12 protein-coding genes are annotated in these 12406 nt (G+C 70.8%); 2 read left to right on the forward strand and 10 right to left on the reverse strand.

The features are described from left to right. Nucleotides 1–210: 210 nt before the first annotated feature. Nucleotides 211–1116: a LysR family transcriptional regulator gene (locus ACESM1_RS05585; RefSeq protein WP_372618506.1), complete on the reverse strand. Its 906-nt coding sequence runs from the start codon at nucleotides 1114–1116 to the stop codon at nucleotides 211–213. Nucleotides 1117–1216: 100 nt separating this feature from the next. Then, a complete protein-coding gene (gene trxB / locus ACESM1_RS05590; RefSeq protein ID WP_411278357.1) occupies nucleotides 1217–2233 on the reverse strand; it encodes a thioredoxin-disulfide reductase in 1017 nt (338 codons plus the stop codon). A gap of 130 nt (nucleotides 2234–2363) precedes the next feature. Here trxB and ACESM1_RS05595 point away from each other — a divergent pair, with 130 nt between their 5' ends. Both ACESM1_RS05595 and ACESM1_RS05600 read left to right on the forward strand, forming a co-directional pair. Next, a complete protein-coding gene (locus ACESM1_RS05595; protein ID WP_372618510.1) occupies nucleotides 2364–2858 on the forward strand; it encodes an Lrp/AsnC family transcriptional regulator in 495 nt (164 codons plus the stop codon). Beyond that, complete coding sequence (locus tag ACESM1_RS05600; RefSeq protein WP_372618512.1) at nucleotides 2855–4219, forward strand: hypothetical protein; 1365 nt, start codon at nucleotides 2855–2857, stop codon at nucleotides 4217–4219. Before ACESM1_RS05595 ends, ACESM1_RS05600 begins: the two co-directional genes overlap by 4 nt. A gap of 34 nt (nucleotides 4220–4253) precedes the next feature. Here ACESM1_RS05600 and ACESM1_RS05605 read toward each other — a convergent pair whose 3' ends face one another. The 8 genes from ACESM1_RS05605 to ACESM1_RS05640 form a co-directional block, all read right to left on the reverse strand. After that, complete coding sequence (locus ACESM1_RS05605; RefSeq protein WP_372618514.1) at nucleotides 4254–5126, reverse strand: oxygenase MpaB family protein; 873 nt, start codon at nucleotides 5124–5126, stop codon at nucleotides 4254–4256. A gap of 58 nt (nucleotides 5127–5184) precedes the next feature. Further along, nucleotides 5185–6435 (reverse strand): threonine ammonia-lyase, encoded by a 1251-nt coding sequence (locus tag ACESM1_RS05610; RefSeq protein ID WP_372618516.1) that lies wholly within the window; start codon nucleotides 6433–6435, stop codon nucleotides 5185–5187. 182 nt (nucleotides 6436–6617) lie between these two features. Further along, a complete protein-coding gene (gene greA / locus ACESM1_RS05615; protein WP_372618518.1) occupies nucleotides 6618–7091 on the reverse strand; it encodes a transcription elongation factor GreA in 474 nt (157 codons plus the stop codon). Between the two features lie 119 nt (nucleotides 7092–7210). Further along, entirely contained in the window at nucleotides 7211–10447 is a 3237-nt protein-coding gene (gene carB / locus ACESM1_RS05620; protein WP_372618520.1) for a carbamoyl-phosphate synthase large subunit, read from the reverse strand. A gap of 6 nt (nucleotides 10448–10453) precedes the next feature. Continuing rightward, nucleotides 10454–10762 carry a hypothetical protein gene (locus tag ACESM1_RS05625; protein ID WP_372618522.1) on the reverse strand — a complete coding sequence of 103 codons (309 nt, stop codon included), beginning with the start codon at nucleotides 10760–10762 and terminating at the stop codon, nucleotides 10454–10456. Next, complete coding sequence (locus ACESM1_RS05630) at nucleotides 10759–11016, reverse strand: hypothetical protein (protein WP_372618524.1); 258 nt, start codon at nucleotides 11014–11016, stop codon at nucleotides 10759–10761. The genes ACESM1_RS05625 and ACESM1_RS05630 overlap by 4 nt, the downstream gene beginning before the upstream one ends. Then, complete coding sequence (locus ACESM1_RS05635) at nucleotides 11016–11648, reverse strand: LysE family translocator (RefSeq protein ID WP_372618526.1); 633 nt, start codon at nucleotides 11646–11648, stop codon at nucleotides 11016–11018. Before ACESM1_RS05635 ends, ACESM1_RS05630 begins: the two co-directional genes overlap by 1 nt. 1 nt (nucleotide 11649) lies before the next feature. Further along, nucleotides 11650–12405: an SDR family NAD(P)-dependent oxidoreductase gene (locus ACESM1_RS05640; protein ID WP_372618528.1), complete on the reverse strand. Its 756-nt coding sequence runs from the start codon at nucleotides 12403–12405 to the stop codon at nucleotides 11650–11652. Nucleotide 12406: the final 1 nt, after the last annotated feature.

The following is a 12406-nucleotide window of genomic DNA, read 5'->3' on the forward strand; positions in this document are numbered from 1 at the left end:
AGGGAGGCTTCACGTCTGGGAGACGAAGGGGTTCGGGGCTTGCCCGAATGACCCTGTCCCGACGTCTCCGCCGGGACACCCAAAAGATATCCCGCTTTGCAGCATGCGCGATTGGTGAAAACGCGCGGGCCGCCATGCGCTTTGAGCATGAGGAGCCCGGAAACGTCCACAAAAGGGCACGCCGTCCAGTCCAGCGCGCCCGCGGGCCGCCTATTGCGCCGCCAGCCGCGCCGGGGCGGCGAGCTGCGCCACCAGGAAGTCGCGGAACACCGCCACGCGCTTCGAGTGCCGCAGCTCCTCCGGGTAGACAAAATACGCCTCGATGCGGGGCGATTTCAGCTCCGGCAGCACCTGCACCAGGCCGTCCAGCTCCTCGCCCATGTAGTCGGGCAGCGCGGCGAGGCCGAGGCCGCTGCGCACCGCCTGCAGGATGCCGGGGAGCGAGTTCATCTCCAGCACCGCGCGCCGCGGCGAGCCCGGCCGGCGCCCGGCCTCGGCCAGCCAGTTCACGCTCTCGATCGGTGGGCGGTATTCGCCATAGACGATCATCCGGTGTGCATCGAGGTCCTCCGCCCGCACGGGAATGCCGAAGCGCTTGAGGTAGTCAGGCGCGCCGCAGACCCGCCAGGAGAAGCTGCCGAGGTTCCGCTGGATCAGGTCAGGCTGCCGCGGCGGGTGCAGGCGGATCGCCACGTCCGCCTCCCGCATGGCGAGGTCGAGGTCGGCATCGTCCAGCAGCACGGTCAGCGTCACATCCGCGTGAAGCTGCAGGAAGCGGTGCAGCCGCGGGGCCAGCCAGATGCTGCCGAAGCCGGTGGTGGTGGTGACCTTCAGGCGGCCGGTCGGCTTCTCCCGGCTTTCGGTCAGCAGCGCCTCGGTCATGGCCAGCTTGGCGAAGACCTCCCGCACGGCGCGGTTCAGGGTCTCGCCCTGCTCGGTGAGGATCAGGCCGCGCGCATGGCGGTGGAACAGCGGGACCTGAAGCGCCTCCTCCAGCGCCTGGATCTGGCGCGACACGGCGGACTGGCTGAGGTTCAGCGTCTCCCCGGCATGGGTGAACGAGCCGGCCTCGGCCACCGCGTGGAACACGCGGAGCTTGTCCCAGTCGAGCGGCATTACCGCGGCGTCTCCCTTGTTCCCTGTCGGCCCGAACCTGCCATGAGGCGGGGCTGCGTGGATAGATGATTAACCCTGCCGAAAGGTCGAGGCCCGCGGTTCAGGTCCAGGCGGCCGGGGCCGGTGCGTCCTCCGGTAGATGGGCGAGGAACTTCTCCGCCTCCAGCGCGGCCATGCAGCCGGTACCGGCGGCGGTCACCGCCTGGCGGTAGATGCGGTCCTGCACGTCGCCGGCGGCGAAGACCCCGGGCACCGACGTGCGCGTGGTGCCCGGCGCGGTGAGGATGTAGCCCTCGGCGTCCATCTCGACCTGGCCCCTGAACAGGGCGGTGGCCGGGTCGTGGCCGATGGCGACGAAAACGCCGTGCACCGGCAACTCGGCGCGCTCGCCGGTCTTCACGTTGCGAAGCGCCAGCGCGCGGGCCACCGGCACCCGGCCGGAGGTGTCGGCCAGCACCGCCTCGGCCACGCTGTCCCACACCACCTTCACGTTGGTTTTCGCGAACAGGCGCTGCTGCAGGATCTTCTCCGACCGCAGGCTGTCGCGGCGATGCACCAGCGTCACCTGGCGCGCCAGGTTGGCGAGGTAGAGCGCTTCCTCGGTCGCGGAATTGCCGCCGCCGAGCACGGCAACATCCTTGCCCCGGTAGAAGAAGCCGTCGCAGGTGGCGCAGGCGGAGACGCCGAAGCCCGACAACTCCCTCTCGCCGGGGATGCCGAGCCAGCGGGCCTGGGCGCCGGTGGCGATGACCAGCGCCTCCGCCTCGTAGGTCGTGCCCGAATCGCCCTGCGCGCGGAACGGCCGGCGGGCGAGGTCCACCCCGGTGATCACGTCCTGGACCACACCGGCGCCGACATGCTCGGCCTGCGCCTGCATCTGCTCCATCAGCCAGGGGCCCTGGATCGGCTGGGCGAAGCCCGGGTAGTTCTCGACATCGGTGGTGATGGTCAGCTGCCCGCCCGGCTGCAGCCCGGCGACGACCAGCGGCGCCAGCCCCGCGCGGGCCGCATAGATCGCCGCGGTGTAGCCGGCGGGGCCGGCGCCGATGATCAGGAGCCTGGTGCGGCGGGTATCGGACACGGGGATGCTGCTTCCAGAAGGCTGTGGGCTGCTCATATCGGACCGAACTGCTGGCCGCTCAACCGATGTGCCATCAACCGTCGGTTGGAGCAACTCAAGCCTTGCAGAATTGTAATGTGGAACTATGTTGCAACGTATAATCGCCATTGGACATGAAGGACCCGCCATGCGTCGCCTCGCCGAGCCTGACCTCGACGGAGTGGACCGCCATATCCTGGCCGAGCTCCAGGCCGATGGCCGGATGACCAATGTGGAGCTCGCCCGCCGCGTGGGCCTGTCCGCGCCGCCCTGCCTGCGCCGGGTGCGCCGGCTGGAGGAGCAGGGAGTGATCCGCGGCTACCGCGCGGATCTCGACCCGCAGGTGCTGGGATGGCAGATCACCTTCTTCGCCCTGGTCGGGCTCGAAACCCAGAAGGAGGCGGTGCTCACCGCCTTCGAGCGCATGGTCACGTCGTGGCCGGAGGTGCGTGAGTGCCACATGATTCGCGGCGGCGGGGATTTCCTGCTCCGCCTGGTCGCGCGCGACACGCAGCACGAGAATGCGCTGACCTCGCGCCTGACCGAGGCACCGCATGTGCTCCGGGTGCAGACCATGCCGACCATCCGCACCGCCCGCGACATCTCCGGCGTGCCGGTGGACCGGGAGCCGCAGCCCGCGTGATCGCCGCCGCCGGCCGGCTGGCGCTCGCGCTGCTCTGCGCTGGCGCCCTGGCCGCGCCGGCATCGCGGCCGGCCGAGGCCTTCGGGGCGTTGCCGGCCGCCTGCCCGCCCGGGCTGCCGGCGAGCGTCAGCTGCTGGCGCGGCGAGGACGACAACGGCGCGCATCTGCTCTTCGCCCGGCCGGCGAACTGGAGCGGCAGGCTGCTGGTGCACATCCATGGCGGCCCGCGCATGGCCCGCCCGGGCCCGCACACCTCCGACGAGGACCTGCTCAACAGCGCCGAGTTCCTGCGCGAGGGCTGGGCCTTCGCCGCCACCAGCCGGCGCCGCGCCGGCTTCGGCGTGCTGCGCGCCGCCGAGGATGCCGAGCAGGCCAGGCGCGCCGCGGTCGCCGTATTCGGCCAGCCGCGGCTGACCGTGCTGCGCGGCCAGTCCTGGGGCGCCAACGTCGCCGCCCGCGCGATCGAGGTGATGAACGAGCCCGGCCCGGATGGCAGGCGCCCCTGGGATGCCGCGCTGCTGACCAACGGCGTGCTGGCCGGGCCGAGCCGCGCCTATGACATGCGGGTGGATCTGCGGGCCGCCTTCCAGGTGGCCTGCGGCACGCATCCGGCGCGCAGCGAACCGCAATACGCGGTCACCCTCGGCCTGGCCCGCGGCAGCCGGATGACGCGCGAGCAGGTGATCTCGCGCTACCTGGCCTGCACCGGCGCCGACCTGGCGCCCGAGGCGCGCACCGACAGCCAGCGCCGCGCGCTGGCCGACCTGGCGGCCGCCAGCCGCATCCCGGAATGGGCGATCCCCGGCCATCTCTGGTGGGCGACGCAGGTCTTCGCCGATATCGCCTGGAACATGACGGAGGGCCGCAGCCCTTTCGGCAACGAGCATGTCCGCTACCGCGGCACCTCCGACGACGCCGCGTTCAATGCCCGCGTGCCGCGGATCCGCGCCGATCCCGAGGCGCTGGCGCGGCTCTCCGCCGATGGCGACCCGACGGGACGCGTGACGGTGCCGGTGCTGAGCCTGCACGGCATCGGCGACGCCACCGTCTTCGTCGAGCACCAGGCCGCCTACCGCGCCACCCTGGAGCGCGCCGGCACCGCCGACCGCCTGGTGCAGGTGTTCGTGGACGAGGAGGACCATCAGAAGCTTTCGCCGGTGCTCTACCCCGCCGCGCTGGCCGCGCTGGCCGCCTGGGCGGAGGGCGGCGAGCGCCCGACGCCGGGAAGCGTGCAGACGCGTTGCCTCACGCTGCAGTGGGTCTATCCCGGCGCGTGCCGGATCCTAGCCGACTACGTGCCGCAGCCCTGGGAGGAGCGGGTGAACCCCCGCCGGCCGCCGGCGGCCATCGCCGGACGGTGATCCGCCGCGCCGCATCTCGGCGGCAAGCACCGGATCAGGTGAAGGCCCAGCGGAGGGTGCGGGCCAGGCCAAGCGTGCCGGCGCGCACCAGCGGGCGGCCGAGCGGCGGCGGCAGGCCATGCAGCCGGCGCGCCCAGCCCGGCAACAGGTCGAGCCCCGCCTGCATCGTCAGCGCATGCAGCGGCCCGGCCAGCGGGCTCGGCGGGGGACGGGTGAGCAGCAGGCGCGCAACCTCCCGCGTGCGGCCGTCGCGGTGGAGCGCGGGGCGCATCGCGGCCATCAGGCGCTGCGCCTCCCGCCGGCTGTGCGGCACAGGGTCGGCGCCGAGCGCGGCGCCGATCCGCGCCATCTCGGCGAAGTAGCGGTCCTGATCGGCCTGGCGCATGGCGGGCTCGGCATAGCGGATCCACGCATCGAGGAAGCTCGTCGCCTCTGTCACATGCACCCAGGCAAGCAGCGCCGGGTCGTTCGCGGCATAAGGCCTGCCATCCGGCAGCGTGCCGGTGACGTGCGCGTGGATGCGGCGGACGCGGTCGATCGCAGCCTCGGCCTCCGCCGCGGTGCCATAGGTGGTGAGCGCGATGAAGCGGGCGGTGCGGCGAAGCCGCCCGTTCAGGTCCTCGCGGAAGCGCGAATGGTCCCAGACGCCGGCGAGCACCGCGGGGTGGAGCATCTGCAGCATCAGCGCCGCGACGCCACCGACCATCATCGAGGTGACATCGCCATGCACGCGCCAGGCGACCGAGCGCGGACCGAACAGCCCGTCCGGGCGGCGCGCGACCGGGCGCTCGCCACGGCTGCGATCGTTGAACAGGGCGACGACCTCGGCGGCGATTGCCTGCTTCAGCGGCTGGGCCAGGCGTCCGGCAAGGGAGGCGGGCTGGGCTGCGGCGGGGTAGGCCATCATCAATGAACTGGGGCGCGCCTTGCGCGCCGCAAGCACCGTTGCGCCGGCGCCGCGCCTGCTACCCCCGCCGCACCGTGTAGCCGCCGGCCTGCAGCGCGGCGACGATGGCGTTACCCTGGGCGGCGTCGCGCACCTCGACCATCAGGTGCAGCTCGGTGCTCTGCACCGTCGGTGCGCCGAACAGCTGCTGGTGCTGCACCTCGATGACGTTGCCGCCGAGCGCCGAGATCCGCCCTGCGATGTCGGCCAGCACGCCCGGCCGGTCGGGGATGTCGAAATGCAGCCGCAGCAGCCGCCCGTCCCGCAGCAACTGGCGCAGCAGCACGTTGGAGAGCGCGCGCGCATCGATGTTGCCGCCGCAGACCGGGATACCCACCACGCGGTCGGCGAAGCGCTCCGGGAAGGCCAGCACGGCGGCGAGGCCCGCCGCGCCCGCGCCCTCCGCCACCACCTTCGCCCCCTCGGCCAGCATGGCGATGGCGGCCTCCACGGCGCGCTCCGGCACCACCAGCACCTCGAGTCCGAGGCGCTGGATCAGCGCGAAGGGCAGCTCCCCCACGTCGCGCACCGCGATGCCCTCGGCGACCGTCGGCCCGCCCACCTGCACCGGCTGGCCGGCAAGGCGCTGCGCCATGGCGGGATAGGCCTCGACCTCCACGCCGAAGACCTGGATGCCGGGCTTGAGCTCCAGCGCCGCCGCGGCGGACCCGGCCAGCAGGCCGCCGCCGCCGACCGGAATGGCCAGCGTGTCGATCTCCGGTGCGTCCTGCAGCATCTCGAGCGCGGCGGTGCCCTGGCCGGCGATCACGCCGGGGTCGTCATAGGGGTGGATGAAGGTGAGGCCCTCGCGCAGCGCCAGGTCGTAGGCGTGGGCGGCGGCCTCGGCCAGCGTCTCGCCATGCAGCACCACCTTGGCGCCCCAGCCCTCGGTGCGGGTCACCTTGGTGGCGGGGGTGAAGCGCGGCATCACGATGGTCGCCGCGATCCCGGCGAGCGATGCATGGCGCGCCACCGCCTGGGCATGGTTGCCGGCCGACATGGCGATGACGCCGGCCGCGCGCTCCCGCGCCGTCAGCAGCGCGATGCGGTTGGCGGCGCCACGCTCCTTGAAGGCGCCGGTGGCCTGCAGATTGTCGAGCTTGAGGAACAGCGTCGCGCCGGTGGCGCGGGAGAGCGCGTCGCAGCGGATGGTGGGCGTGCGCAACACCGCGCCCTCGATGCGCGCGGCGGCGGCGCGTACATCGGCCAGCGTGACATGCGGCGCCGGCGCCGGCGCGAGGACGGCGGTTTCGCCGCGTAGCGGTGACATCTCTGCTGGTCTCCGAACCCTCGCCCCGCCCCGTTACGCAGGGCGGGCGACGGCGCTAGAGCACGTTCCGGCCCATCGGAGTCAATGGGTCGGAGGGCCGTGCCCCGGAAAGTACGACGTCCCGACCAGCTTGCGCCCGCCCGGCGGGAACGCGGAGCGGTTTCGCCGGGCCGGGCGCTGCCCTAGCCGAACCTGACGCCGGCGATCTCGTAGACGCGGGAACCGCCGGGGGCGGGCACCTCGACGCTGTCGCCGACCTTCTTGCCGATCAGCGCCTTGGCCAGGGGCGAGGAGATGGAGATCGACCCGTCCTTCATGTCGGCCTCATAGGCGCCGACGATGCGGTAGGTCTTCTCGTCCTCGGTCTCCTCATCCACCACGGTGACATGCGCGCCGAAGCGCACCTGGTCGCCGGACATCCTGGAGGTGTCGATCACCTCGGCGGAAGGAATGATCGATTCCAGCTCGGCGATGCGCCCTTCGATGAAGGACTGCCGCTCGCGCGCGGCATGGTACTCGGCGTTCTCGGACAGGTCGCCATGCGCACGGGCTTCCGCAATCGCGCGGATCACCGCTGGCCGCTCCTCGGTCTTCAACAGCCGGAGTTCCTCCTGGAGGCGGTTCAGGCCCTCCGCGGTCATGGGGAACTTCTGCACGTCACGTCCTTCCTTACCAACGACCCCGCCGGGGCCGAGCGTGAAGCACAGCACGAAACATCCGGCGGGGGGAAACAGATTGGGCGGGGGAGGGGGGTCACCCTCCGCCGCCCTCCGCTTCAGAACGAACGCTGAAAATAGGCCTGGAGGGGCGCCACATCAAGGGTTCCACCCTTCAAGGCCGCGATGGCATGCACCGCCGCACGCGCCCCTGACATCGTCGTATAGTGCGGCACGCCATGGGTGAGCGCGCTGCGGCGGATGTCGAAGCTGTCGGACACGGACTGCCCGCCGCTGGTGGTGTTGATGACCAGCTGGATGGCTTCGGACTTGATGGCGTCCACGCAATGCGGGCGGCCTTCCAGCACCTTGTTGACCACCCCGCAGTCGAGACCGGCATCGCGCAGCCTGGCCGCGGTGCCGCGGGTGGCGCTGATCCGGAAGCCCATCTCGATCAGGCGGCGGGCGAGGGTGACCGCGGCCGCCTTGTCGGCATCCTTCACCGAGATGAAGGCCGTGCCGGCTTCCGGCAGCTTCACCCCGGCGCCGAGCTGGGATTTCAGGAAGGCCCGCTCGAAGGAGCTGTCGAGGCCCATCACCTCGCCGGTGGACTTCATCTCCGGCCCGAGCAGCACGTCAACGCCGGGGAAGCGGTTGAAGGGGAACACCGCCTCCTTCACCGCGACATGCGGCGCGATGGCGGAATCGTCGAGGTCGAACTCCCGCAGGGACGCGCCGGCCATCACGCGGGCGCCGATCTTGGCGACGGGAACGCCGGTCGCCTTGGCGACGAAGGGCACCGTGCGGGAGGCGCGGGGGTTCACCTCCAGCACGTACACCTCGCCGTCCTTCACGGCGTACTGCACGTTCATCAGGCCCTTGACCTTCAGCGCCTTCGCCATCGCCTCGGTCTCGGCCTTCAGCTCCGTCACCAGCGCGGGGGCGAGGGAGTAGGGCGGCAGCGAACAGGCGCTGTCGCCGGAATGGATGCCGGCCTCCTCGATGTGCTCCATCACGCCGGCGACATAGACCTCGCCCGCCGCATCGGCGATGCAGTCCACATCCACCTCGATGGCGTCCACCAGGTACTTGTCCACCAGGATCGGATTCTCGCCGGAAACGCGCACCGCCTCCGCGCCGAAGCGGCGGAGCTGTTCGCGGTTGTAGCAGATCTCCATCGCGCGCCCGCCGAGCACGTAGGAGGGCCGCACCACGATCGGATAGCCGATCCGCTCCGCGACGGCCTGCGCCTCATCGAGGTCGCGCGCGGTGCCATTGGCGGGCTGCTTCAGGCCGAGGCCCTTCAGCAGCTGCTGGAAGCGCTCGCGATCCTCGGCGATGTCGATGGCTTCCGCGGAGGTGCCGAGGATCGGGATGCCGGCCTTGTGCAGCGCCTGGCTGAGCTTGAGCGGCGTCTGCCCGCCATACTGCACGATGCAGCCGAGAACCTCGCCGTTCTCCTGCTCCTTGCGGACCAGGGCGATGACGTCCTCATCGGTCAGCGGCTCGAAATACAGGCGATCCGAAGTGTCATAGTCGGTGGAGACGGTCTCGGGGTTGCAGTTGACCATGATCGTCTCGAACCCGGCCTCGCGCAGCGCATAGGCGGCGTGGACGCAGCAATAGTCGAACTCGATGCCCTGCCCGATGCGGTTCGGCCCGCCGCCGAGGATGACGATCTTCTGGCGGTCGGTGGGGCGGGATTCGCATTGCGGCGCGCCGAACCCGCCCTCATAGGTCGAGTACATGTAGGGCGTGTCGGAGGCGAATTCTGCCGCGCAGGTGTCGATGCGCTTGAAGACGGGATGCACCGCCAGCGCCTCGCGCGCGGTGGCGACCTTGGCCTCGGTGGTGCCCGCGAGCTTGGCGAGGCGGCGATCGGAGAAGCCGAGCGCCTTCAGGGCGCGGAAGGCCGTGGCGGTCTTCGGTAGGCCCCCGGCCTTCACGCGGTTCTCGGCCTGCACAATGCGATCGAATTCGCGGATGAACCAGGGATCGAACTTGCAGGCCTCGTGGATCTCCTCGACCGACATGCCCGCACGCAGGGCCTGCGCCACCACCAGCGACCGGTCCGGCGTCGGCGTGGCGAGCGCCGTGCGCAGCGCGGTATGGTCCGTGATGTCGAGGTCATCGAGGCCGGAAAGCCCCGTCTCCAGCCCTCGCATGCCCTTCTGGAAGGCCTCGCAGAAGCTGCGACCGATCGCCATGGTCTCGCCGACGCTCTTCATCGACGTGGTCAGCGTCGCCGGCGTGCCGGGGAACTTCTCGAAGGTGAAGCGCGGGATCTTCACCACGACATAGTCGATGGTCGGCTCGAAGCTCGCGGGCGTGACGCGGGTGATGTCGTTGGCCAGCTCGTCCAGCGTGTAGCCGACCGCGAGCTTGGCCGCGATCTTGGCGATCGGGAAGCCGGTCGCCTTGGACGCCAGCGCGGAGGAGCGGGAGACGCGCGGGTTCATCTCGATGATGACCATGCGGCCATCCACCGGGTTGATGCCGAACTGCACGTTGGACCCGCCGGTGTCCACGCCGATCTCGCGCAGGCAGGCGATGGAGGCATCGCGCATGCGCTGGTATTCCTTGTCGGTCAGCGTCAGCGCCGGCGCGATGGTGACGGAATCACCGGTGTGCACGCCCATCGGGTCCAGGTTCTCGATGGAGCAGACGATGATGCAGTTGTCCGCCTTGTCGCGGACCACCTCCATCTCGAATTCCTTCCAGCCGAGCACGGATTCCTCGACCAGAACTTCCGTGGTCATGCTGGCGGCGAGGCCGGCAGAGACGATCTGCTCGAACTCCTCGCGGTTGTAGGCGATGCCGCCGCCGGTGCCGCCGAGGGTGAAGCTCGGCCGGATCACGCAGGGCAGGCCGACCAGCTCCAGCGCGGCCTGCGCCTCGGGCATCGAATGCGCGATGGCGCTTTTCGGGCTCTCGATGCCGATCTTCGACATCGCGTCGCGGAATTTCAGCCGGTCCTCGGCCTTGTCGATCACCTCCGCCTTGGCGCCGATCAGCTCGCAGCCGTATTTCTGCAGCACACCGGCGGCATCGAGCTTGAGCGCGGTGTTGAGGGCCGTCTGCCCGCCCATGGTCGGCAGCAGCGCGTCGGGCCGTTCCTTGGCGATGATCTTCTCGACCATCTCGGGCGTGATGGGTTCGATATAGGTCGCGTCCGCCAGACCCGGATCGGTCATGATCGTGGCCGGGTTGGAGTTCACCAGGATGACGCGGTAGCCCTCCGCACGCAGCGCCTTGCAGGCCTGGGCGCCGGAATAGTCGAATTCGCAGGCCTGCCCGATGACGATCGGGCCGGCGCCGATGATGAGGATGGAGGAGATGTCAGTGCGCTTCGGCATCTTGTGTCAGGCCCCAGGGGTCTTTGGATTGTTCTTGCGGTTCAGGATCAGCAGCACCGGCAGCGCGATCAGCTGCAGCAGCACGGTGGTGCCGAGCGCGAAGGCGGCGACTTCGCGGTCGCGGAGCGAATAGGTGGCGAAGGCCGCCGCCAGCCCGGCCAGGCCGAGCGCCGCCAGCACCGCCAGCACCGCGCGGCGCATGCGCGGCAGGCCGGCAGCGACGTTCCACATCAGCGGCGTGCCGAGCAGCGCGCAGGCGGCACCGATGCCGAGGGCTACGAAAAGCGGCGTGAAGTCCAGCGCGATGTCGCTCATGGCGAGCCTCCCTGACGGCGTGCGGACCACAGCAGCAACGGCAGCACGAGCAGATGCGGGATGGCCCAGAAGGCGAAGGCGATGCCGGCATCCTCGCCCATCATCAGCGTCGTCGCGCCATGCACCACCGAAGACAGTACGAAGGCGGTGAGCGCCGCGCGCATCGGCGGAAACATCTTCCGCAGCGCGCCCGCCAGCGCGAACAGCACCAGGCCGGAATAGGCCAGGGCGAAGAAGCCGCCGGCGATCTCCATCACGCGCTCCGCTCGGTGGCGAGCTTCACGGCCAGCAGCGCCAGCGCGAAGCCGAGCACCCAGCGCTGCACCGCCATCCAGAACGGCTTGGTCGAGAGGAAGCGCGCCGTGCCCGCCGCGCCCCAGACCAGCACCGCATCCCAAGCCGCGCAGACCGCAATCTGCAGCGCGCCGAGCATCGCGGCCTGCGCAAACAGCCTGCCGCGCTCCGGGTCGAGGAAGGGTGGCAGCACGGCCATGTAGAACAGAGCGACCTTCGGGTTGAGCGCCGCGGTTGCGAAGCCCACGCCGAACAGCCGAGCCGCCGGTTCCCGCGGCATCGGCCGCGGCGCGAAGATCGGCTGCCCGCCGGGCCGCACGCATTGCCAGGCGAGGAACAGCAGATAGGCCGCGCCGCCGAGCCGCAGCACGTCCCACGCATAGGGGATGGCCAGCAGCGCCGCCGTGATCCCTGCCGCCGCGCAGAGCATGATGGCGAGCGATCCCGCCTGGCAGCCCACCAGCGACACCATCCCGGCCTGCGTCCCCTGCGCCAGCGCGCGGGAGACGAGATAGAGCATGTTCGGCCCCGGCGTGACCGCCAGGCCGAGCGAGAGCGCGGCGAAGACCAGCAGCGTCTCGGCGGACGGCATGTCAGCCCTGGGTGGAGTAGCCGCCATCCACCGGGATGGCGGTGCCGGTAACGAAGGCGGCTTCGTCCGAGGCAAGGAAGGCCGCGATGCCCGCGAAGTCCTTCGGATCGCCCCAGCGCTTCGCCGGCGTGCGCGCCAGCACGCTGTCATGCAGCGTCGGCACGTCCTGCCGCGCGCGGCGCGTCAGCGCGGTGTCGATCCAGCCGGGCAGGATGGCGTTCGCGGTGATGCCGTCCGCCGCCCAGGCCGCGGCGAGCGACTTGGTGTACTGCACCACCGCGCCCTTGCTCGCGCCATAGGCGGGCGAGAAGGAGACGCCGAAGATCGAGAGCATCGAGCCGATGTTGATGACCCGCCCGCGCCCCGAGGCCTTCAGCGCCGGATAGGCGGCGCGCGTCAGCCGCATCAGGCTGGTCAGGTTGGTGTCCAGCACCACGGCCCATTCCTCGTCGGTGACGAGGTGCGGCGCCTTGCGGATGTTGGTGCCGGCATTGTTGACCAGGATGTCGAGGCCGCCCGCCTGCGCCAGCACCTGCTCGACCAGCTTCGCGGGCGTGGCCGGGTCCAGCATGTCGGCCTTCAGCGCCGCGGTATCGCCGCCAAGCTCGGCGACCGCCTGCGCGTTCTTCGCCGTGTCGCGCCCGGCGATCACCACGCGTGCGCCGCAGGCGACCAGCCCGCGCGCCATGCCGAGCCCGATGCCGCCATTGCCGCCGGTGACGAGCGCCACGCGGCCGGTGAGGTCGAAGAGGGACATG

Source organism: Falsiroseomonas sp., assembly GCF_041690465.1.
Taxonomy (GTDB): domain Bacteria; phylum Pseudomonadota; class Alphaproteobacteria; order Acetobacterales; family Acetobacteraceae; genus Falsiroseomonas.

What these genes read in the sequence shown, in the direction of transcription:
- ACESM1_RS05585 (WP_372618506.1), bottom strand. Translation starts at nt 1,116, where the DNA reads ATGCCGCTCGACTGGGACAAGCTCCGCGTGTTCCACGCGGTGGCCGAG.
- trxB (WP_411278357.1), bottom strand. Translation starts at nt 2,233, where the DNA reads ATGAGCAGCCCACAGCCTTCTGGAAGCAGCATCCCCGTGTCCGATACC.
- ACESM1_RS05595 (WP_372618510.1), top strand. Translation starts at nt 2,364, where the DNA reads ATGCGTCGCCTCGCCGAGCCTGACCTCGACGGAGTGGACCGCCATATC.
- ACESM1_RS05605 (WP_372618514.1), bottom strand. Translation starts at nt 5,126, where the DNA reads ATGATGGCCTACCCCGCCGCAGCCCAGCCCGCCTCCCTTGCCGGACGC.
- ACESM1_RS05610 (WP_372618516.1), bottom strand. Translation starts at nt 6,435, where the DNA reads ATGTCACCGCTACGCGGCGAAACCGCCGTCCTCGCGCCGGCGCCGGCG.
- carB (WP_372618520.1), bottom strand. Translation starts at nt 10,447, where the DNA reads ATGCCGAAGCGCACTGACATCTCCTCCATCCTCATCATCGGCGCCGGC.
- ACESM1_RS05625 (WP_372618522.1), bottom strand. Translation starts at nt 10,762, where the DNA reads ATGAGCGACATCGCGCTGGACTTCACGCCGCTTTTCGTAGCCCTCGGC.
- ACESM1_RS05630 (WP_372618524.1), bottom strand. Translation starts at nt 11,016, where the DNA reads ATGGAGATCGCCGGCGGCTTCTTCGCCCTGGCCTATTCCGGCCTGGTG.
- ACESM1_RS05635 (WP_372618526.1), bottom strand. Translation starts at nt 11,648, where the DNA reads ATGCCGTCCGCCGAGACGCTGCTGGTCTTCGCCGCGCTCTCGCTCGGC.
- ACESM1_RS05640 (WP_372618528.1), bottom strand. Translation starts at nt 12,405, where the DNA reads ATGTCCCTCTTCGACCTCACCGGCCGCGTGGCGCTCGTCACCGGCGGC.